The 22,105-nt window shown below is 50.2% G+C and carries 21 protein-coding genes and 1 pseudogene; 14 read left to right on the top strand and 8 right to left on the bottom strand.

Features of this window, described 5'->3' with window-relative positions; genetic code table 11:
- The first annotated feature begins 285 nt into the window (after positions 1–285).
- Complete coding sequence (locus C0K55_RS18110) at positions 286–978, top strand: FadR/GntR family transcriptional regulator (RefSeq protein WP_001131156.1); 693 nt, start codon at positions 286–288, stop codon at positions 976–978.
- Positions 979–999: 21 nt separating this feature from the next.
- Positions 1,000–1,179 (top strand): annotated as a pseudogene (locus C0K55_RS18105) (MFS transporter); the annotation flags it as partial.
- A gap of 13 nt (positions 1,180–1,192) precedes the next feature.
- Here the strand turns inward: C0K55_RS18105 and rbsR are convergent.
- The 7 genes from rbsR to kup form a co-directional block, all read right to left on the bottom strand.
- Positions 1,193–2,185 carry a ribose operon transcriptional repressor RbsR gene (gene rbsR / locus C0K55_RS18100; RefSeq protein ID WP_000224458.1) on the bottom strand — a complete coding sequence of 331 codons (993 nt, stop codon included), beginning with the start codon at positions 2,183–2,185 and terminating at the stop codon, positions 1,193–1,195.
- Positions 2,186–2,188: 3 nt separating this feature from the next.
- Positions 2,189–3,118 carry a ribokinase gene (rbsK, locus tag C0K55_RS18095; RefSeq protein ID WP_001517412.1) on the bottom strand — a complete coding sequence of 310 codons (930 nt, stop codon included), beginning with the start codon at positions 3,116–3,118 and terminating at the stop codon, positions 2,189–2,191.
- A gap of 126 nt (positions 3,119–3,244) precedes the next feature.
- A complete protein-coding gene (rbsB, locus tag C0K55_RS18090) occupies positions 3,245–4,135 on the bottom strand; it encodes a ribose ABC transporter substrate-binding protein RbsB (protein ID WP_001056270.1) in 891 nt (296 codons plus the stop codon).
- A gap of 24 nt (positions 4,136–4,159) precedes the next feature.
- A complete protein-coding gene (gene rbsC, locus C0K55_RS18085; RefSeq protein ID WP_000211871.1) occupies positions 4,160–5,125 on the bottom strand; it encodes a ribose ABC transporter permease in 966 nt (321 codons plus the stop codon).
- Positions 5,126–5,129: 4 nt separating this feature from the next.
- On the bottom strand, positions 5,130–6,635 hold the full coding sequence (gene rbsA, locus C0K55_RS18080) for a ribose ABC transporter ATP-binding protein RbsA (RefSeq protein ID WP_105266863.1): 1,506 nt from the start codon (positions 6,633–6,635) through the stop codon (positions 5,130–5,132).
- 7 nt (positions 6,636–6,642) lie between these two features.
- Positions 6,643–7,062, bottom strand: coding sequence for a D-ribose pyranase (gene rbsD / locus C0K55_RS18075; protein WP_001517414.1), 420 nt, complete (start codon positions 7,060–7,062; stop codon positions 6,643–6,645).
- A gap of 167 nt (positions 7,063–7,229) precedes the next feature.
- Positions 7,230–9,098: a low affinity potassium transporter Kup gene (gene kup, locus C0K55_RS18070; RefSeq protein WP_000102299.1), complete on the bottom strand. Its 1,869-nt coding sequence runs from the start codon at positions 9,096–9,098 to the stop codon at positions 7,230–7,232.
- 222 nt (positions 9,099–9,320) lie between these two features.
- On the opposite strand from kup, the gene ravA reads away from it, so the two are divergent.
- Together ravA and viaA are read left to right on the top strand one after the other, a co-directional pair.
- On the top strand, positions 9,321–10,817 hold the full coding sequence (gene ravA, locus C0K55_RS18065; protein ID WP_016249435.1) for an ATPase RavA: 1,497 nt from the start codon (positions 9,321–9,323) through the stop codon (positions 10,815–10,817).
- The gene (gene viaA / locus C0K55_RS18060) at positions 10,811–12,262 is read left to right on the top strand and encodes an ATPase RavA stimulator ViaA (RefSeq protein WP_105266864.1); all 1,452 of its coding nucleotides are present in this window, start codon (positions 10,811–10,813) and stop codon (positions 12,260–12,262) included. The genes ravA and viaA overlap by 7 nt, the downstream gene beginning before the upstream one ends.
- 4 nt (positions 12,263–12,266) lie before the next feature.
- Here the strand turns inward: viaA and asnA are convergent, their stop codons facing one another.
- Complete coding sequence (gene asnA, locus C0K55_RS18055) at positions 12,267–13,259, bottom strand: aspartate--ammonia ligase (RefSeq protein ID WP_000845139.1); 993 nt, start codon at positions 13,257–13,259, stop codon at positions 12,267–12,269.
- 151 nt (positions 13,260–13,410) lie between these two features.
- On the opposite strand from asnA, the gene asnC reads away from it, so the two are divergent.
- From asnC to atpA, 10 genes are all read left to right on the top strand, one after another.
- A complete protein-coding gene (gene asnC, locus C0K55_RS18050; protein ID WP_000433019.1) occupies positions 13,411–13,869 on the top strand; it encodes a transcriptional regulator AsnC in 459 nt (152 codons plus the stop codon).
- Positions 13,870–13,958: 89 nt separating this feature from the next.
- The gene (gene mioC / locus C0K55_RS18045; protein ID WP_000763754.1) at positions 13,959–14,402 is read left to right on the top strand and encodes an FMN-binding protein MioC; all 444 of its coding nucleotides are present in this window, start codon (positions 13,959–13,961) and stop codon (positions 14,400–14,402) included.
- Positions 14,403–14,780: 378 nt separating this feature from the next.
- Positions 14,781–16,670 (top strand): tRNA uridine-5-carboxymethylaminomethyl(34) synthesis enzyme MnmG, encoded by a 1,890-nt coding sequence (mnmG, locus tag C0K55_RS18040; RefSeq protein ID WP_105266865.1) that lies wholly within the window; start codon positions 14,781–14,783, stop codon positions 16,668–16,670.
- 63 nt (positions 16,671–16,733) lie between these two features.
- Positions 16,734–17,357 carry a 16S rRNA (guanine(527)-N(7))-methyltransferase RsmG gene (gene rsmG / locus C0K55_RS18035; RefSeq protein WP_000932858.1) on the top strand — a complete coding sequence of 208 codons (624 nt, stop codon included), beginning with the start codon at positions 16,734–16,736 and terminating at the stop codon, positions 17,355–17,357.
- A 616-nt stretch (positions 17,358–17,973) separates the two neighbouring features.
- Positions 17,974–18,354 carry a F0F1 ATP synthase subunit I gene (gene atpI, locus C0K55_RS18030; RefSeq protein WP_000116664.1) on the top strand — a complete coding sequence of 127 codons (381 nt, stop codon included), beginning with the start codon at positions 17,974–17,976 and terminating at the stop codon, positions 18,352–18,354.
- Positions 18,355–18,362: 8 nt separating this feature from the next.
- Entirely contained in the window at positions 18,363–19,178 is an 816-nt protein-coding gene (gene atpB, locus C0K55_RS18025; RefSeq protein ID WP_000135618.1) for a F0F1 ATP synthase subunit A, read from the top strand.
- A gap of 46 nt (positions 19,179–19,224) precedes the next feature.
- Entirely contained in the window at positions 19,225–19,464 is a 240-nt protein-coding gene (gene atpE / locus C0K55_RS18020) for a F0F1 ATP synthase subunit C (protein ID WP_000429386.1), read from the top strand.
- 61 nt (positions 19,465–19,525) lie between these two features.
- On the top strand, positions 19,526–19,996 hold the full coding sequence (atpF, locus tag C0K55_RS18015) for a F0F1 ATP synthase subunit B (RefSeq protein WP_001052219.1): 471 nt from the start codon (positions 19,526–19,528) through the stop codon (positions 19,994–19,996).
- Between the two features lie 14 nt (positions 19,997–20,010).
- Positions 20,011–20,544 (top strand): F0F1 ATP synthase subunit delta, encoded by a 534-nt coding sequence (gene atpH / locus C0K55_RS18010; RefSeq protein WP_001288591.1) that lies wholly within the window; start codon positions 20,011–20,013, stop codon positions 20,542–20,544.
- Between the two features lie 12 nt (positions 20,545–20,556).
- On the top strand, positions 20,557–22,098 hold the full coding sequence (atpA, locus tag C0K55_RS18005; protein ID WP_001176745.1) for a F0F1 ATP synthase subunit alpha: 1,542 nt from the start codon (positions 20,557–20,559) through the stop codon (positions 22,096–22,098).
- Positions 22,099–22,105 lie beyond the last annotated feature (7 nt).

Raw genomic sequence — 22,105 nt, 5'->3', positions numbered from 1 at the left:
TCCCGCTACAGAGTCAAGCATTTTTTCGCTTTTCTCTGTCGAAGTTCTCAGGAGAACCCCGCTGACCCGGCGGCTTATTTGCCGTTGTTCCGTGTCAGTGGTGGCGCATTATAGGGAGTTATTCCGGTCTGACAAGAGGAAATTTAAAATAATTTTCCGAATGCGTGTTTTTTCACCAAAACACCTGTTAATGCGCCATAAAACAAGCAATTTGCCTTTTTTGCAACCGCAATCACACTTCCTGGTGGCATACTAAGGATGAAAAAAAGAATAAGGAAGATGAGTATGCCATTAAGCGCACAACAGTTAGCTGCACAGAAAAACCTTTCGTATGTTCTGGCTGAGAAGCTGGCGCAACGGATCTTAAAAGGTGAATACGCACCCGGCACCATTCTGCCTGGTGAAATTGAGCTGGGTGAGCAATTTGGAGTGAGCCGTACTGCGGTACGCGAAGCGGTCAAGACGTTAACGGCAAAAGGAATGGTTTTGCCACGTCCACGAATTGGTACGCGTGTCATGCCGCAATCCAACTGGAACTTTCTTGATCAAGAGTTGCTTACCTGGTGGATGACGGAAGATAACTTTCATCAAGTTATTGATCATTTTCTAGTTATGCGTATCTGTCTGGAACCGCAAGCCTGCTTACTGGCAGCAACGATGGGCACCGCAGAACAGAAGGCACATCTTAATACGCTGATGGCCGAAATGGTGGCATTAAAAGAAAATTTCCGCCGGGAACGTTGGGTTGAGGTTGATATGGCCTGGCATGAACACATTTATAAAATGAGTGCTAACCCGTTTTTGACCTCTTTCGCCTCGTTATTTCATTCGGTTTATCACACCTACTTTACATCGATAACCAGCAACACTGTAATAAAACTGGATCAGCACCAGGCGATCGTTGATGCGATAATCCATAGTGATGGCAACGCAGCTTTCAAAGCTTGTCAGGCACTGCTACTTCCCCTCGAGAAGTGAGACAGCCTAACGAAACACTGAATGAGCGATAAAAAGCGTGGTATGGCGAGTTTATTGTGGATTGCGGCAATGACCTTCTTTATGCAGACTCTCGATGCCGCCATTCTGAATACTTCCTTCCCCGCTATCGCTCATAGCCTCAATCGCTCACCCCTTGCCATGCAATCGGCCATTATCAGTTATACGTTAACGGCGGCAATATTTTGCTTAAAATCTAAGCAGAACCGCGCTCCATCAGAATCGGGGTGAGTTGTAATCGTTGTTGCTGTAAGGTTGGTTGAGCCATCCGGTGGATAAGTACATCAATTGCCAGCTCTCCCAGTTCATCTTTCGGTTGATGAATTGTGGTGAGCGGTGGCGTCATATAACGTGCCAGTTCAATATCGTCATAACCAATCACCGCGATGTCCTGCGGAACATGTAACCCAGCCTGGTATAACGCCTGGTACACACCGACCGCCATCGCGTCATTTCCAGTAAACACAGCCTGGGGACGTAACGGATGCGATAATAACTGCTGCATCGCGTCAAACCCGCCGTTAAATTCAAAATCGCCTGTCACTTCATAGCCATCAGGAACTTCCAGTCCAGCACGATCCATTGCCGCCCGGTAACCTTCCAGCCGCAAACGTGCAGGCGTTTTATCCAGCGGGCCGGTAATACAGGCAATACGGGTATAGCCTTTGTCGATCAGATATTGCGTCGCTAAATCCCCCCCCAGAAACGAGTTATCCTGAATGAGATCGCTGTCGCCATCGAACGGCGCCCAGTCCATCATCACGGTAGGAATTGTTGGATAGCGTTGCATGATCTCACGCGAAGGCTGGTGTGTTTCAGTACAGAGTAATAGCAAACCATCGACACGTTTTTGCATCAACGTTTCCAGATTGCGATTCATTCGCTGCTCATCGCCTTCGGTATTGCAGAGAACAAGGCTATAACCGCGTTCAAAGCAACTGCGTTCAACGCCACGCACCAGTTCAGAATAGAAAGGATTGGTACTGGCAGTGATCAACATGCCAATAGTATGTGTTTGATTGAGCTTGAGACTACGTGCCAGAGCTGATGGCGCGTAATTGAGTTCTTTAATCGCCGCTTCAACTTTGGCGGTAATCGCTTCGCTGACGAAGCGATCTTTATTGATGACGTGAGAAACTGTCGATGTAGAAACGCCCGCCAGACGGGCAACATCTTTCATTGTAGCCAAGCGTCACCTCTGCCTGTCTAAGAAGGTATCGATCTCTTCACGCCAGGGAACGGAAGGTTGTGCACCTTTACGTGTCACAGCAATCGCAGCGGCAGCATGGGCAAAACGAATCGCCTCAGGCAATGTTTTTTCTTCCAGCAACGCCGTGATTAACGCGCCATTAAAAGTATCTCCGGCAGCAATAGTATCAACAGCCTGAACCCGGAATCCAGGTACGCGCTGACCTTCGCCATTCACACTGGCCCACACGCCACGGCTCCCTAAGGTAATCAGTACAGTACGGATACCTTTCTCATGTAGTATCTGCGCAGCTTTCGCCGCATCTTCATCATTTTCAACACGAATACCGGTGAGCTTTTCTGCTTCCGTTTCGTTTGGCGTGATGATGTCCACCAGCGCCAGCAATTCGTCAGGAAGTTCACGAGCCGGAGCCGGGTTGAGTGCAACGATAGTTTTATTTTGATGGGCGATTTTCGCCGCTGCCATCACACTTTCGAGTGGTGATTCCAACTGCATTAATAATGCCGACGCGTTGGCAATACGCTCACGTTGCGCTTCCACCAGCGTTGGGGAAAGGGCTGCGTTAGCCCCGGCATGAATGCCGATAACGTTCTCGCCTTCGGCATTAACAAAAATCAGCGCTACGCCTGTCGATTCGCCCTTGATCACGCTGACCGGAGAAATATCAATATTATCAGTGGCGAGTTGCTGACGAACACTCTCACCAATGCTGTCATCCCCTGTGCAGGCAATGAACGCAATATTCGCGCCACTACGCCCTGCGGCCACAGCCTGATTCGCGCCTTTACCGCCGAATGCGACCTGATAGTGGTTACCGGTTACGGTTTCGCCTGGAGTAGGAAAAGATTGAAGATTAAGGATATGGTCAGCATTAATGCTGCCAAGAACAACGAGGCTGCCTGCATTTTGCATATTCGGGATGTCCATAAAATGCGCCACCGGGTTAGGGTGGCGCGTGCCCTGCTTTTCTTTATATTACACGTTCATCTGTCGATGCCGTATTTATGCCACCATCAGGTTATAAAACCTGATTAAAGACTACTGCTTAACAACCAGTTTCAGATCAACCGGATACTTAGCCTGAACTTTCTCGCCTTTCAGCACTTTATCGGCGGTTTCGACGCCTTTCGCGCCAATCTGATCGGGTAACTGAGCGATAGTCGCTGCTAGTTTGCCATCATTAACCGCTTTTTCGCCATCCGGCGTACCGTCAAATCCGACAACCATCACATCCGATTTACCGGCAGTTTGCAGAGCGCGCAGTGCGCCCAGCGCCATTTCATCGTTCTGCGCGAATACAGCCTGCACATCCGGGTGCGCCGTCAGCAAGTTCTGCATCACGTTCAGACCTTTGGTACGGTCGAAGTCTGCTGGCTGGCTGGCGAGAACGTTAAATTTGTGAGCTGCAACGGCCTGCTGGAAGCCTTCGCCACGTTCGCGAGCAGCGGATGTACCGGCGATGCCCTGCAATTCGATAACTTTCGCCCCTTCACCTGCTTTCTTCGCGATGTAATCACCGGCAATTTTGCCGCCCAGTACGTTATCGGAAGCAATGTGGCTAACAACGTCGCCTTTCGTTGCCTGGCGGTCAAGAGTGATTACCGGGATGTTCGCCTGGTTGGCCATCTTCACGGCGTTACCTACCGCGTCGGAGTCGGTCGGGTTAATCAGCAGAATTTTGGTGCCGCGAACAGTTAAGTCCTGCACATTCGCCAGTTCTTTTGCCGGGTTGTTCTGGGAGTCCAGCACCACCAGGTTATAGCCGAGTTTATCCGCCTCTTTCTGCGCGCCATCTTTCAGCGATACAAAGAACGGGTTATTGAGCGTGGAAACCACCAGCGCAATGGTATCTTTTGCCATTGCATTCGCACTGACGGTGGCGCTTAACGCAACAGCAGAAACCAGGGTAGCCAGTTTTTTCATGTTCATATTCAAGATGTCCTGTAGTCGTTATTACTGCTTTTTGTTGTCTACCAGCACCGCCAGCAAAATCACCACCGCTTTGACGATCATCTGGTAATAGGAGGAAACACCTAACAAATTCAAACCATTATTAAGGAAGCCAAGAATTAATGCGCCGATCAATGTCCCAACAATGCGACCTTTTCCGCCTGCCAGACTCGTCCCCCCCAGAACCACCGCGGCAATGGCATCCAGCTCGTAGCCAGTCCCCGCCGTCGGTTGCGCAGAGGAAAGACGCGCTACTTCAATGATCCCAGCCAGCGATGCCAGCAGTCCACAAAGAGAGTAGACGATGATTTTGATTCTATTGACATTGATACCAGAAAGACGCGTTGCCGCTTCGTTGCCACCCAGCGCGTAGATGTAACGCCCCAGACGCGTGTGATGCAGCATGTACCAGGCCGCGAGGAAGACAATACCCATGATCCACACAGGCGTCGGTACGCCCAGCGGACGACCAATACCAAACCAGCCAAACAGGTCGGCGTTCTCGGTAAAGCCGGTATTCACCGGGCTACCGTTGGTGTAAACCATCGTCACGCCACGCAGTAAAAGCATCATCACCAGGGTAGCGATAAACGCCTGGACGCGGCCTTTCGCTACAATCACCCCGGTTACCGCGCCAATTGCAGCTCCTAATGCCAGTGCGGCAGCAACAGCCACCAACGCGTTAACTTCAATGCCAACGATGGAGGCAGCAACTGCGCCAGTTAGCGCCAGCAGAGAACCGACGGACAGGTCGATACCCGACGTCAGGATCACCAGCGTCATGCCGACCGCCATAATGGCGTTAACCGAGGTTTGCTGGAGAATATTGAATAAGTTATTAACGGTGAAAAAGTTCGGACTTAACGTCGAGACAATCGCGATCAGCACCAGCAGAGCGATAAGCGATTTCTGCTCCATCAGCCACGCTTTCGTGAAATAACGGCGACCAGAGACAGTCTGGGTTGTCATTTTTTTACTCCTGATTCACGCGATTAAGCTTGCCCACAGCGGCAGCCATTAACACTTCCTGGGTGGCCTGCTCACGAGTAAATTCCCCGCTGAGATGCCCTTCATGCATAACGATGATGCGATCGCTCATGCCTAATACTTCTGGCATTTCCGATGACACCAGAATGATGCTCAAACCATCGGCTTTGAACTGGTTGATCAGTTGATAAATCTCTTTTTTCGCGCCGACATCCACGCCACGGGTGGGTTCATCAAGGATAAGCACTTTCGGGCGCGTCATCAGACCGCGGGCAATCGCCACTTTTTGCTGATTGCCACCGGAAAGCAGACCAATTGCCTGTTCCATCGACGGCGTTTTCACATTGAACAGACGAATAAAATCACTCACCGCCTGTTGCTCATCGGCATGCTTCAGACTGCCATCAGCACGGCTGAAGTAACGCAGGGCAGTTAGCGACATGTTCTCTTTTACTGACATGCCCAGCACTAAACCGTCGCGTTTGCGGTCTTCGGAGATATACACAATGCCATTTGCCAGGCCATCCTGCGGTGAACGGGTAACAACTTCATGCCCATCCAGAGTGACGTAACCGCTGGTGCGCGGCAGTGCGCCGTAGAGCACTTTCATCAGTTCGGTGCGGCCGGCGCCCATCAAACCAGAGACGCCGAGAATTTCACCTTTACGTAGGGTAAAAGAGACATCGTTAACGCCAGGTCCGCAGAGATTATCAACTTTCAGACGGATATCTCCCGGCGCTTTTTCCAGGTGTGGATATTGTTCTTCCAGTTTGCGACCCACCATCATCTCAATCAGCGAATCTTCGGTTAGTGATGCCACTTCACGCTCGGCAATAAATTGCCCGTCACGAAAAACCGTAACGTCATCACAAATCTCGAAGATTTCTTTCATACGGTGGGAAATATAGACAACGCCGCGCCCTTGCAATTTCAGCTCGCGAATGACGCGGAACAGGGATTCGGTTTCGGTATCGGTCAGCGCATCGGTCGGTTCATCCATAATGATAACTTTCGACTCAAAGCTTAATACCTTCGCGATTTCAACCATCTGCTGGTCACCGATGGAAAGATCGCCCACCAGCTTGTCGCTTTTAAACCGCAGATTAAGTTTAGCCAGCAATTTATCCGCTTCGGCATACATGGTTTTCCAGTCAATTTTGCCAAAACGATTCACAAACTCTCGGCCGAGGAAAATATTTTCCGCAATGGTCAGTTGCGGGATCAGATTCAGTTCCTGGTGGATAATGCCAATTCCAGCTTCCTGAGAAGATTTCGGCCCGGTAAACATCGTTTCTTTGCCCAGCCATAAAAGCGTACCGGCATCACGGGTATAGATACCGGTAAGCACTTTCATCATGGTGGATTTACCCGCGCCATTTTCACCTACCAGCGCCATCACGCGACCCGGATAGACATTTAGCGCGGCTCCCGAAAGCGCTTTTACGCCCGGGAAGGCTTTATCGATACCTTTAAGCTGTAGTAATGCTTCCATGGCGGCCTCAGAACGTCACGCCAGCACAGAGAATGATATTCGCATACGGGGAACACTCCCCGCTGCGAATTACCGCCTGACTGTTTGCGGTTTGTTGTTTGAATTGTTCATGCGTGATGTAACGAATTTCAATGAAATTTCCCTGGTGTTTTTGCAGCGTCTCAAGATGTGAGAGCAACGTTTCGTGGAGTTGCGGATTATGTTGTTTGATCTCTTCCGCGATAATGGCAGCCTCGACCTGCATTTCACTTGTGACGACGCCCAGCACCTGCATAAAAGAAGGTACGCCCTGGGTTAATGCCATATCGATACGCGTTGTACTTTTGGGGATAGGTAAACCAGCATCACACACCACCAGCGTATCGGTATGCCCCAGGCGGGAGATCACCGACGAAATACCTGAATTAAGAACGGCGCCTTTTTTCATTTTTTTCTCCATCAGCGAAACGTTTCGCTGACCCGCAGTTTAATCCCGTCTAATTAAGGAAAACCATCGCGACGTTGCAGAAATGTGATCAACATCGAAACGTTTTATATCGAGAGCAAACAATGAAAATAAAAACGCCCCCTTATGGAGAAAGGAGGCGTCTGGGGTTAGATCTCGACCTGTGTACCCAACTCGATAACCCGGTTTGGTGGGATTTCAAACTGATCCGGAGCGCGCAACGCATTACGTTGCAACAGCAAATACAGCTTGCCGCGCAAACGTAAGTACCACGGACGTTTGCCGAGGATCAGTGATTCATGTGACATAAAGAAGGACGTTTCCATCATTCGACAACTTAACCCTTCCAGACCACAGCGGTGGAAAACTTCTTCTACGTTTGGCGTTTCCCGCCAGCCGTAACTTGCCACCACGCGCCAGAAAGTAGGCGACAGTTGTTCAATCTGTACCCGACGGACGTTATGGACATATGGCGCGTCTTCAGTACGCAGAGTTAACAGAATAACCCGCTCGTGCAATACCTTGTTATGTTTGAGGTTATGCATTAGAGCAAAGGGAATGACATTGATTGCGCGCGACATATACACCGCAGTTCCGGGCACACGAACAGGCGGTGATTTCTCCAGCGAAGCAATCATCGCCTCCAGAGAGTTACCATGTTCATGCATCCGCCGCAGCAGGCGGAAACGCTCACTCTTCCAGGTGGTCATCACGATAAACATCACCGTACCGAGGCTCAATGGCAACCAGCCACCGGAGAGCAGTTTATCGAGGTTAGCGGTAAACAGCGGGATATCAACACACAAGAAGGCAATCAGAATCAGCGCAACAAAATACTTATTCCAGTGCCAGTTCTGGCGCGCCACGGTAGTTGAAAGAATAGACGTCAGTACCATAGTTCCGGTAACTGCAATCCCATATGCCGCCGCCAGGTTACTGGAGTGCTCAAAGCTGACTATCACAATCACGACTGCGACATAAAGCATCCAGTTCACAAATGGAATGTAGATTTGCCCCGATTCCATTTCAGAAGTGTGAATAATGCGCATCGGAGACAAATAGCCCAGACGTACCGCCTGACGCGTCAATGAGAAGACACCAGAGATAACCGCCTGCGAGGCAATTACCGTTGCCAGTGCGGCGATGATCAGCAGCGGGATCAGCGCCCAGTCCGGTGCCAACAGAAAAAACGGGTTTTTAATCGCTTCTGGGTTCTTTAACAGCAGCGCCCCCTGACCGAAGTAGTTAAGGGTTAAAGAAGGCAGTACGACGGTAAACCATGCCAGGCGAATCGGGAACTTACCAAAGTGCCCCATATCAGCGTACAGCGCCTCAACACCGGTAATCGACAGAACTACCGCGCCTAACGCAATAAAGGAAACGGTTTTATATTCAAGGAAGAAATGCACCGCCCACATTGGGTTTAAGGCATGCAACACTTCTGGATTGGCAATAATGCTACGTAACCCAAGAGCTGCCAGAATCAAAAACCAGGTCAGCATAATCGGCGCAAAAAGCTTACCGACCATAGCAGTGCCATGTTTTTGAATCATAAACAGTAACGTGAGAACGATGATTGAGAGGGGAACAATCCAGGTGTCCAGTTGTGGGGCGACGATTTCCAGACCTTCGATGGCAGACATTACCGAAATGGCGGGTGTTATGACAACTTCACCATAGAAAAAGCTGCCGCCTATTAGCCCCATAATCACCAGAATTGAGGTCGTTCGCGCCGACGTATTGCGCCCGGCAAGCGACATCAGCGTCAGAATTCCCCCTTCACCGGCGTTATCTGCACGCATCACGAAGGTGAGATATTTTATGGAAACCACAAAGATTAGCAGCCAGAAGATCAGCGATAAAAAGCCAAACACGGCATCGCGTTCAACGCCAAAACCAAACTGGCCGGACAAACATTCACGAAGCGTATATAACGGGCTGGTACCAATATCGCCGTAGACAACTCCAATCGCCGCGAGGGTAATCGCGGGCAACGATTGCTTATTATCAGTGCTCATAGACTAGTCTTTCGTTGAAATATGAAATGTGTGCGTAGTCCCTTGGCCCACAAAAAAGCGTTCAGTATGCACGATTAACGGCAAAATCGTACTCCTAAATGCGGTCACATTAACCTAGCTCAAAGAAAAATAGCCCTCCTTTGAGACTATTTTTGCCACCATCAAGAAACGTCTATACTCGCAGTTTACGCAGAACTTTTGACGAAAGGACGCCACTTCATTATGGCTCACCCTCATTTATTAGCGGAAAGAATTTCCCGCCTGAGCAGTTCGCTGGAAAAGGGGCTTTATGAACGTAGCCACGCCATCCGCCTGTGTTTGTTAGCGGCATTAAGCGGCGAAAGCGTATTCCTGCTCGGCCCGCCAGGTATTGCCAAAAGTCTGATTGCCCGGCGTTTAAAATTCGCCTTTCAGAATGCTCGCGCGTTTGAATATCTGATGACCCGCTTCTCCACCCCGGAAGAAGTTTTTGGCCCGCTTTCCATTCAGGCGCTAAAAGATGAAGGCCGCTATGAGCGTTTAACCAGCGGTTACCTGCCGGAAGCGGAAATCGTCTTTCTTGATGAGATCTGGAAAGCCGGGCCAGCGATTCTTAATACCCTACTGACCGCTATTAATGAACGCCACTTCCGCAACGGTGCACATGTCGAAAAAATTCCTATGCGCCTGCTGGTGGCGGCCTCCAACGAACTGCCGGAAGCAGACAGTAGCCTGGAAGCGTTATATGACCGTATGCTGATTCGTCTGTGGTTAGATAAAGTGCAGGATAAAGCGAATTTCCGCTCCATGTTGACCAGCCAACAGGATGAAAATGACAATCCCGTTCCTCCCTCTCTACAGGTTACAGATGAGGAATATGAACGCTGGCAGAAAGAGATTAGTGAAATTACGCTGCCCGATCATGTATTTGAGCTGATTTTTATGCTGCGCCAACAACTGGATAAATTGCCGGATGCCCCCTATATTTCCGATCGCCGCTGGAAAAAAGCGATCCGTTTACTGCAGGCCAGCGCCTTTTTTAGCGGTCGCAATGCGGTTGCCCCGATTGATCTGATCTTGCTGAAAGATTGCCTGTGGTATGACGCGCAAAGCCTGAATTTGATTCAACAACAAATTGATGTATTGATGACCGGTCACGCATGGCAACAGCAAGGGATGTTGACTCGCCTGGGCGCGATTGTGCAGCGTCGCCTGCAACTTCAGCAACAACAAAGCGATAAAACGGCTTTTACCGTGATTCGTCAGGGCGGTATGTTCAGCCGTCGCCCACAATATCAACTTCCAGCCAACGTTACCGCTTCCACGTTGACCCTGCTGCTGCAAAAACCATTAAAACTGCATGATATGGAAGTGGTTCATATCGCTTTTGAGCGTAGCGCACTGGAACAGTGGCTGAACAAAGGCGGTGAAATTCGCGGCAAATTAAATGGTATTGGTTTTGCCCAGAAGCTGAATATGGAAGTTGATAGCGCCCAACATCTTGTTGTCCGTGATGTCAGTTTGCAGGGTACGACACTGGCTCTCCCCGGCACATCTGCAGAAGGCCTGCCTGGCGAAATAAAACAACAACTGGAAGAGCTTGAAAGTGACTGGCGTAAACAACAAGTTTTATTCAGCGAACAGCAAAAATGTCTGTTTATCCATAGCGACTGGTTAGGTCGCATTGAAGCCAGCCTACAGGATGTCGGTGCCCAGATTCGCCAGGCGCAACAATGCTAACACTGGATACGCTTAATGTAATGCTGGCCGTCAGCGAAGAGGGATTGATCGAAGAGATGATCATCACGCTGTTGGCCTCGCCACAACTGGCTGTTTTCTTTGAAAAATTCCCACGTCTGAAGGCGGCAATCACTGATGATATTCCCCGCTGGCGTGAGGCGCTGCGCAGTCGGCTGAAAGATGCACGCGTCCCACAGGAACTCACTGAAGAGGTCATGTGCTATCAGCAAAGCCAACTTCTCTCCACACCGCAATTTATTGTGCAGTTACCGCAGATCCTGGACTTACTGCATCGACTAAATTCCCCATGGGCCGAACAAGCCCGGCAGTTGGTTGATGCCAACAGCACGATCACCCCAGCATTACACACGCTTTTTCTCCAACGTTGGCGCTTAAGTCTGATCGTGCAAGCGACGACGTTAAATCAACAATTATTAGAAGAAGAACGTGAACAACTGTTGAGCGAGGTTCAGGAACGCATGACGTTAAGCGGTCAACTTGAACCGGTTCTGGCGGAAAACAACACCGCAGCCGGTCGCCTGTGGGATATGAGCGCCGGTCAGCTCAAACGCGGCGACTATCAGTTAATTGTGAAATATGGTGAATTTCTTAACGAGCAGCCGGAGCTGAAACGTCTGGCAGAACAGTTAGGGCGTTCACGGGAAGCAAAATCGATCCCCCGCAACGATGCGCAGATGGAAACCTTCCGCACAATGGTACGCGAACCAGCGACCGTTCCTGAGCAGGTTGATGGCTTGCAGCAAAGCGATGATATTTTACGCCTTCTGCCGCCGGAACTGGCGACTCTGGGCATTACTGAACTGGAGTATGAATTTTACCGTCGGCTGGTGGAAAAACAGTTGCTCACTTATCGCCTGCACGGTGAATCATGGCGTGAAAAAGTTATCGAACGTCCGGTCGTCCATAAAGATTATGACGAACAGCCGCGCGGGCCGTTTATTGTCTGCGTAGATACATCTGGCTCAATGGGCGGCTTTAATGAACAGTGCGCGAAAGCGTTCTGTCTGGCCTTGATGCGCATTGCCCTCGCTGAAAATAGGCGCTGCTTTATTATGTTATTTTCCACCGAGATCGTCCGTTATGAGCTTTCAGGCCCACAAGGCATCGAGCAAGCGATCCGTTTTTTAAGCCAGCAGTTTCGTGGCGGCACCGATCTTGCCAGTTGTTTTCGCGCCATTATGGAGCGCTTGCAAAGCCGGGAATGGTTTGACGCCGATGCGGTGGTGATTTCTGATTTTATCGCCCAACGGTTGACTGACGACGTGACGAGTAAAGTAAAAGAGTTGCAGCGGGTACATCAGCATCGCTTTCATGCAGTGGCGATGTCGGCGCACGGCAAACCCGGCATCATGCGCATTTTCGATCATATCTGGCGCTTTGATACCGGGATGCGTAGCCGCCTGCTCAGACGCTGGCGGCGATAAGTCATTACAACAGAGAAGAGACGCTCTCGCGAACGGCCGCAGGCCATACGCCGCACTGAACCTGCCCAATATGTGGCAGTTGCAGCAACAACATGGTTAAACGAGACTGACCGATACCGCCGCCGATAGTCTGTGGCATTTCGCCGCGCAGCAGCGCCTGATGCCACTCCAGTTGCAGACGATCTTCATCACCGGTCAGCGCCAGTTGATGTTTCAACGTCTCGGCATCCACACGGATACCCATTGAAGAAAGCTCAAACGCATCTTCCAGTACGGGGTTCCACACCAGAATATCGCCGTTCAACCCCGCATATCCAAGCTCTGAAGGAGTACTCCAGTCATCATAATCCGGTGCGCGCACGTCGTGGCGGTGGCCATCGCTTAACTTGCCGCCAATTCCGACGAGGAATACCGCGCCAAGATCTTTCGCAATCGCCCGCTCACGCCCTTTGGCATCAAGATCCGGATAACGGGACAGTAATTCCTGACTATGTACAAAGTGGATCTGATCCGGCAGGAACGGTGCCAGGCCAAACTCTTTGCTAACTGCGGCTTCGGTCGCTTTAATTCCCGCCCAGATCGCCTCTACCGTGCTTTTCAGAGTGGAGAATTGGCGCTCACCGTCGCCCATTACGCGTTCCCAATCCCACTGATCAACATAGACCGAGTGCAACGGGGAAAGACGGTCTTCATCGGGGCGAAGGGCTTTCATGTGCGTGTAAAGCCCTTCGCCCACGCTGAAGTCGTGTTGCCCTAATGTCTGACGTTTCCACTTCGCCAGTGAATGAACCACTTCGAACTGGGCGTCAGGCAGCGCTTTCACTTTTACCTGCACCGCTTTTTCACAGCCCGACAAGTTATCCTGCGTGCCATCCCCCACACGGCTAAGGATTGGCGCCTGGACTTCAATCAGCCCTAAGCGTTCTTCCAGTTGACGAGAAAAGTGAGATTTCACGAAGCTAATTTGACGTTGTTTGGCAATGTAAGCGGTTTTCATTTTTTATACTCCTGCGTCCTGTTGCTTATGATTAAGCAACAAAAACCGGCACACATGCAATAATCATTCAATAAAAAGCCTTGCTTACTTTTGATTCATTAAAAATTAAGGCTAAAATAGAATGAATCATTAATATTCATAAGAAAAATCTATGGAAAATTATCAAATCGACAATCTGGACCGCGGCATTCTGGAAGCATTAATGGGCAATGCGCGTACCGCTTACGCCGAACTGGCGAAACAATTTGGCGTCAGTCCGGGAACGATCCACGTTCGCGTAGAGAAAATGAAGCAGGCAGGGATTATTACTGGTGCTCGGATTGATGTTAGCCCGAAACAACTCGGTTATGACGTAGGCTGCTTTATCGGCATTATATTGAAGAGCGCCAAAGACTATCCTTCCGCGCTGGCAAAACTGGAAAGCCTTGATGAAGTAACTGAAGCTTATTACACCACCGGCCACTACAGCATCTTTATTAAGGTAATGTGCCGCTCGATCGACGCTCTCCAGCATGTACTTATCAACAAGATCCAAACAATTGATGAAATTCAGTCCACTGAAACTCTGATCGTACTGCAGAACCCGATCATGCGTACTATCAAGCCATGATCGACTTTTTTAATCCCATACTTTTCCACAGGTAGATCCCAAAGCGTTCACAGCGTACAATACGCCACTCTTAAAAAAGGTGGCGGTTTATGGCAGATATTACTCTTATCAGCGGCAGCACCCTCGGTGGTGCCGAATATGTGGCAGAACACCTGGCTGAAAAGCTGGAAGAGGCAGGTTTTACCACCGAAACGCTGCACGGCCCGTTGTTAGAAGAGTTATCTACCTCTGGGATCTGGCTGGTTATCAGTTCTACCCACGGTGCCGGAGACATTCCGGACAACCTCTCTCCTTTCTATGAAGCATTGCTGGAACAAAAAACCGATCTTTCTGCGGTACGCTTTGGCGCAATCGGCATTGGTAGTCGTGAATACGACACTTTTTGTGGTGCTATCGATAAACTCGATGCTGAACTCAAAAATTCCGGTGCGAAACAGATTGGCGAAACACTGAAGATCAACATCCTTGATCATGACATTCCGGAAGATCCGGCAGAAGAATGGCTGGGATCGTGGGTTAATTTACTCAAATAACTATACAGATCGTGCGATCTACTGTGGATAACTCTGGTAGGAAGCTTGGATCAACCGGTAGTTATCCAAAGAACAACTGTTGTTCAGTTTTTGAGTTGTGTATAACTCCGCATTCTGATCCCAGCTTATACTGACCAGGATCACCGATCATTCACAGCTAATGATCCTCAGCAGGTCATTGATCTTAAAAGCCAGATCCTTGTTATCCACAGACCAGGTCGATCCTAATAAGAGATCACAATAGAACAGATCTCTAAATAAAAAGATCTTCTTTTTAATACTCAGGATCCCAGGTCTTTCTCAAGCCGTCAAAGTTGAGTAGAATCCACGGCCCGGGCTTCAATCCATTTTCATACCGCGTTATGCGAGGCAATCACCATGTTTTATCCGGATCCTTTTGACGTCATCATCATTGGCGGGGGTCATGCAGGCACCGAGGCAGCGATGGCCGCGGCGCGTATGGGTCAACAGACTCTGCTTTTGACACACAATATCGACACTCTGGGGCAGATGAGCTGCAACCCGGCGATCGGCGGTATTGGGAAGGGACATCTGGTAAAAGAAGTGGATGCACTCGGCGGTCTGATGGCAAAAGCGATCGACCATGCAGGTATTCAGTTTAGGATACTAAACGCCAGCAAGGGGCCAGCGGTTCGGGCTACCCGGGCACAGGCGGATCGCGTGCTCTATCGTCAAGCGGTACGTACTGCTTTGGAGAATCAACCGAACCTGATGATCTTCCAGCAGGCGGTTGAAGATCTTATTGTCGAAAACGATCGCGTGGTCGGCGCTGTTACCCAAATGGGCCTGAAATTCCGTGCCAAAGCTGTCGTTCTTACTGTCGGGACTTTCCTTGACGGTAAGATTCATATCGGTCTGGATAATTACAGCGGTGGTCGTGCTGGCGATCCTCCATCCATTCCGCTCTCGCGCCGTTTACGTGAACTTCCGCTGCGTGTTGGTCGTCTGAAAACCGGGACACCGCCGCGTATTGATGCGCGTACCATCGACTTTAGCGTCCTTGCACAACAGCATGGCGATAACCCGATGCCGGTGTTCTCGTTTATGGGCAATGCGGCCCAGCATCCACAGCAGGTGCCGTGCTACATCACCCATACCAACGAAAAAACGCATGACGTGATCCGCAGTAACCTCGATCGCAGTCCGATGTATGCCGGAGTGATCGAAGGTGTCGGCCCACGCTACTGTCCGTCGATCGAAGACAAAGTCATGCGCTTTGCTGACAGAAACCAGCATCAGATCTTCCTTGAGCCAGAAGGGTTAACGTCTAACGAAATTTATCCGAACGGTATCTCCACCAGCCTGCCGTTCGATGTGCAGATGCAAATCGTCCGCTCCATGCAGGGGATGGAAAACGCGAAGATCGTGCGTCCGGGTTATGCCATTGAATATGACTTCTTCGATCCGCGTGACCTGAAACCTACGCTGGAGAGCAAGTTTATCCAGGGGCTGTTCTTTGCCGGTCAAATTAATGGCACTACAGGTTACGAAGAAGCGGCGGCGCAAGGTTTGCTGGCCGGTCTTAACGCCGCTCGCCTGTCTGCAGACAAAGAAGGCTGGGCACCGGCGCGCTCCCAGGCGTACCTCGGTGTACTGGTAGATGACCTCTGCACACTGGGTACTAAAGAACCGTATCGTATGTTTACCTCTCGTGCGGAATATCGTCTGATGCTGCGCGAAGATAACGCCGACCTGCGTCTGACTGAAATCGGACGTGAGCTGGGGCTGGTTGACGATGAACGTTGGGCGCGCTTTAACGAGAAACTCGAAAATATCGAGCGTGAGCGTCAGCGTCTGAAATCCACTTGGGTAACCCCGTCGGCGGAATCTGCTGCCGAAGTGAATGCTCACCTGACTGCGCCGCTTTCCCGTGAAGCCAGTGGTGAAGATCTGTTGCGTCGTCCGGAAATGACCTATGAAAAATTAACCTCGCTGACGCCGTTTGCCCCTGCGTTGACAGACGAGCAGGCGGCGGAACAGGTTGAGATTCAGGTTAAATATGAGGGTTATATTGCGCGCCAACAGGATGAGATCGAAAAACAGCAGCGTAACGAGAACACACTGCTGCCTGCGACACTGGATTACCGCCAGGTATCCGGTCTGTCTAACGAAGTGATCGCTAAACTCAACGATCACAAACCGGCCTCTATTGGTCAGGCTTCGCGTATTTCTGGCGTCACGCCTGCGGCCATCTCCATTCTGCTGGTGTGGCTGAAAAAACAAGGTATGCTGCGTCGTAGCGCATAACGCATTAAAAATGCCTGGTAAGCACCCGCTTACCGGGCAACGCATCAAGAACAGGTAATCACCGTGCTCAACAAACTCTCTTCACTGCTGAAAGACGCAGGAATTTCGCTTACCGATCACCAGAAAAATCAGCTTATTGCCTACGTAAATATGCTGCATAAATGGAATAAGGCGTACAACCTGACTTCGGTCCGCGATCCTAATGAGATGCTGGTACGCCATATTCTCGACAGCATTGTCGTGGCACCGTATCTGCAAGGTGAACGTTTTATCGATGTCGGTACAGGACCGGGTCTGCCAGGTATTCCACTCTCTATTGTGCGTCCTGAGGCCCACTTCACGTTGCTGGATAGCCTCGGTAAACGCGTGCGCTTCCTTCGTCAGGTGCAACATGAGTTAAAACTGGAGAACATTGAGCCAGTACAGAGTAGGGTAGAAGAGTTTCCGTCAGAGCCACCGTTTGATGGTGTGATTAGCCGTGCTTTTGCCTCTCTGAACGATATGGTGAGCTGGTGCCATCATCTTCCTGGTGAACAAGGTCGTTTTTATGCGCTGAAAGGCCAAATGCCAGAAGATGAAATGGCCCTGCTACCAGCAGAATATCAGGTTGAATCAGTGGTTAAACTTCAGGTTCCGGCTCTGGATGGCGAACGTCATCTGGTGGTGATTAAAGCAAATAAAATTTAATTTTTATCAAAAAAATCATAAAAAATTAATCGGTTTGACTGTTAACAACAACCGGGTTTTTTACTGATATAACTGGTTACATTTAACGCCACGTTCACGATTTTGATTCAATACTGTAACGTGGCTTTTTTTGATAAGCAGAAAATAAGTCATTAGTGAAAATATCAGCCGGCTAAAAATCGGCGCTAAGAAGCATAACTTGCTGTTAAAATATTATTAAGAATGTCAATGGCTGGTTTTTGTTATGTAAATGTCATTTATGAAAACAGTATCTGTTTTTAGACTGAAATATCAGAAGCTTGCAATGGCATCATTTGCCAAGTAAATAAATATGCTGTGCGCGAACATGCGCGATATGTGATCTGAAGCACGCTTTATCACCAGTGTTTACGCGTTATTTACAGTTTTTCATGATCCGACATGGTTAGCAGAAAAGTCGCAATTGTATGCACTGGAAAAATATTTAAACATTTATTCACCTTTTGGCTACTTATTGTTTGAAATCACGGGGGCGCACCGTATAATTTGACCGCTTTTTGATGCTTGACTCTAAGCCTTAAAGAAAGTTTTATACGACACGCGGCATACCTCGAAGGGAGCAGGAGTGAAAAACGTGATGTCTGTGTCGCTCTTGAGTCGAAACGTTGCTCGGAAGCTTCTGCTCGTTCAGTTACTGGTGGTGATAGCAAGTGGATTGCTGTTCAGCCTCAAAGACCCCTTCTGGGGCGTCTCTGCGTTAAGCGGGGGCCTGGCAGTCTTTCTGCCTAACGTTTTGTTTATGATATTTGCCTGGCGTCACCAGGCGCATACACCAGCGAAAGGCCGGGTAGCTTGGACATTCGCTTTAGGCGAAGCTTTCAAAGTTCTGGCAATGTTGGTGTTACTGGTGGTGGCGTTGGCGGTTTTAAAGGCGGTATTCTTGCCGCTGATCGTTACGTGGGTTTTGGTGCTGGTGGTTCAGATACTGGCGCCGGCTGTAATTAACAACAAAGGGTAAAAGGCATCATGGCTTCAGAAAATATGACGCCGCAGGATTACATAGGACACCACCTGAATAACCTTCAGCTGGACCTGCGTACATTCTCGCTGGTGGATCCGCATAACCCCCCAGCCACCTTCTGGACAATTAATATTGACTCCATGTTCTTCTCGGTGGTGCTGGGTCTGTTGTTCCTGGTTTTATTCCGTAGCGTAGCCAAAAAGGCAACCAGCGGCGTACCAGGTAAGTTTCAGACCGCGATTGAGCTGGTAATCGGCTTTGTTAATGGTAGCGTGAAAGACATGTACCATGGCAAAAGTAAGCTGATTGCTCCGCTGGCCCTGACGATTTTTGTCTGGGTGTTCCTGATGAACCTGATGGACTTACTGCCTATCGATCTGCTGCCGTACATTGCTGAACATGTACTGGGGCTGCCTGCTCTGCGTGTGGTTCCGTCTGCTGACGTGAACGTAACGCTGTCTATGGCACTGGGCGTATTTATCCTGATTCTGTTCTACAGCATCAAAATGAAAGGCATCGGCGGCTTCACGAAAGAGTTGACGCTGCAGCCGTTCAATCACTGGGCGTTCATTCCTGTCAACTTAATCCTTGAAGGGGTAAGCCTGCTGTCCAAACCTGTTTCACTCGGTTTGCGACTGTTCGGTAACATGTACGCGGGTGAGCTGATTTTCATTCTGATTGCTGGTCTGTTGCCGTGGTGGTCACAGTGGATCCTGAATGTGCCGTGGGCCATTTTCCACATCCTGATTATTACGCTGCAAGCCTTCATCTTCATGGTTCTGACGATCGTCTATCTGTCGATGGCGTCTGAAGAACATTAATTTACCAACACTACTACGTTTTAACTGAAACAAACTGGAGACTGTCATGGAAAACCTGAATATGGATCTGCTGTACATGGCTGCCGCTGTGATGATGGGTCTGGCGGCAATCGGTGCTGCGATCGGTATCGGCATCCTCGGGGGTAAATTCCTGGAAGGCGCAGCGCGTCAACCGGATCTGATTCCACTGCTGCGTACTCAGTTCTTTATCGTTATGGGTCTGGTGGATGCTATCCCGATGATCGCTGTAGGTCTGGGTCTGTACGTGATGTTCGCTGTCGCGTAGTAAGCGTTGCTTTTATTTAAAGAGCAATATCAGAACGTTAACTAAATAGAGGCATTGTGCTGTGAATCTTAACGCAACAATCCTCGGCCAGGCCATCGCGTTTGTCCTGTTCGTTCTGTTCTGCATGAAGTACGTATGGCCGCCATTAATGGCTGCCATCGAAAAACGTCAAAAAGAAATTGCTGACGGTCTTGCTTCCGCAGAACGAGCACACAAGGACCTTGACCTTGCAAAGGCCAGCGCGACCGACCAGCTGAAAAAAGCGAAAGCGGAAGCCCAGGTAATCATCGAGCAGGCGAACAAACGTCGCTCTCAGATTCTGGACGAAGCTAAAGCTGAGGCAGAACAGGAACGTACTAAAATCGTGGCTCAGGCGCAGGCGGAAATTGAAGCCGAGCGTAAACGTGCCCGTGAAGAGCTGCGTAAGCAAGTTGCTATCCTGGCTGTTGCTGGCGCCGAGAAGATCATCGAACGTTCCGTGGATGAAGCTGCTAACAGCGACATCGTGGATAAACTTGTCGCTGAACTGTAAGGAGGGAGGGGCTGATGTCTGAATTTATTACGGTAGCTCGCCCCTACGCCAAAGCAGCTTTTGACTTTGCCGTCGAACACCAAAGTGTAGAACGCTGGCAGGACATGCTGGCGTTTGCCGCCGAGGTAACCAAAAACGAACAGATGGCAGAGCTTCTGTCTGGTGCACTGGCACCAGAAACGCTCGCCGGGTCGTTTATCGCAGTTTGTGGTGAGCAACTGGACGAAAACGGTCAGAACCTGATTCGGGTTATGGCTGAAAATGGTCGTCTTAACGCGCTCCCGGATGTTCTGGAGCAGTTTATTCACCTGCGTGCTGTGAGTGAGGCTACCGCTGAGGTAGACGTCATTTCCGCTGCCGCGCTGAGTGAACAACAGCTCGCGAAAATTTCTGCTGCGATGGAAAAACGTCTGTCACGCAAAGTTAAGCTGAATTGCAAAATCGATAAGTCTGTAATGGCAGGCGTTATCATCCGAGCGGGTGATATGGTCATTGATGGCAGCGTACGCGGTCGTCTTGAGCGCCTTGCAGACGTCTTGCAGTCTTAAGGGGACTGGAGCATGCAACTGAATTCCACCGAAATCAGCGAACTGATCAAGCAGCGCATTGCTCAGTTCAATGTTGTGAGTGAAGCTCACAACGAAGGTACTATTGTTTCTGTAAGTGACGGTGTTATCCGCATCCACGGCCTGGCCGATTGTATGCAGGGTGAAATGATCTCCCTGCCGGGTAACCGTTACGCTATCGCACTGAACCTCGAGCGCGACTCTGTAGGTGCGGTTGTTATGGGTCCGTACGCTGACCTTGCCGAAGGCATGAAAGTTAAGTGTACTGGCCGTATCCTGGAAGTTCCGGTTGGCCGTGGCCTGCTGGGCCGTGTGGTTAACACTCTGGGTGCGCCAATCGACGGTAAAGGTCCGCTGGATCACGACGGCTTCTCTGCTGTAGAAGCTATCGCTCCGGGCGTTATCGAACGTCAGTCCGTAGATCAGCCGGTACAGACTGGTTATAAAGCTGTTGACTCCATGATCCCAATCGGTCGTGGTCAGCGTGAATTGATCATCGGTGACCGTCAGACCGGTAAAACCGCACTGGCTATCGATGCCATCATCAACCAGCGCGATTCCGGTATCAAATGTATCTATGTTGCTATCGGTCAGAAAGCGTCCACCATTTCTAACGTGGTACGTAAACTGGAAGAGCACGGCGCACTGGCTAACACCATCGTTGTGGTAGCAACCGCGTCTGAATCCGCTGCACTGCAATACCTGGCACCGTATGCGGGTTGCGCAATGGGCGAATACTTCCGTGACCGTGGTGAAGATGCGCTGATCATTTACGATGACCTGTCTAAACAGGCTGTTGCTTACCGTCAGATCTCCTTGCTGCTCCGTCGTCCGCCAGGACGTGAAGCATTCCCGGGTGACGTATTCTACCTCCACTCTCGTCTGCTGGAGCGTGCTGCGCGTGTTAACGCCGAATACGTTGAAGCTTTCACCAAAGGTGAAGTGAAAGGGAAAACCGGTTCTCTGACCGCGCTGCCGATTATCGAAACTCAGGCTGGTGACGTTTCTGCGTTCGTTCCGACCAACGTAATCTCTATTACCGATGGTCAGATCTTCTTGGAAACCAACCTGTTCAACGCCGGTATTCGTCCTGCGGTTAACCCGGGCATCTCCGTATCCCGTGTTGGTGGGGCAGCACAGACCAAGATCATGAAAAAACTGTCCGGTGGTATCCGTACCGCTCTGGCGCAGTATCGTGAACTGGCAGCGTTCTCTCAGTTTGCATCCGACCTTGACGATGCAACGCGTAAGCAGCTTGACCACGGTCAGAAAGTGACCGAACTGCTGAAACAGAAACAGTATGCGCCGATGTCCGTTGCGCAGCAGTCTCTGGTTCTGTTCGCAGCAGAACGTGGTTACCTGGCGGATGTTGAACTGTCGAAAATCGGCAGCTTCGAAGCCGCTCTGCTGGCTTACGTCGACCGTGATCACGCTCCGTTGATGCAAGAGATCAACCAGACCGGTGGCTACAACGACGAAATCGAAGGCAAGCTGAAAGGCATCCTCGATTCCTTCAAAGCAACCCAATCCTGGTAACGTCTGG

Origin of the sequence: Escherichia sp. MOD1-EC6098 (genome assembly GCF_002965865.1) — a bacterium.
GTDB classification, from domain to species: domain Bacteria; phylum Pseudomonadota; class Gammaproteobacteria; order Enterobacterales; family Enterobacteriaceae; genus Escherichia; species Escherichia marmotae.
Note: the sequence above shows the minus strand (reverse complement) of the source record. Positions and strands in the feature narration are given on the sequence as shown.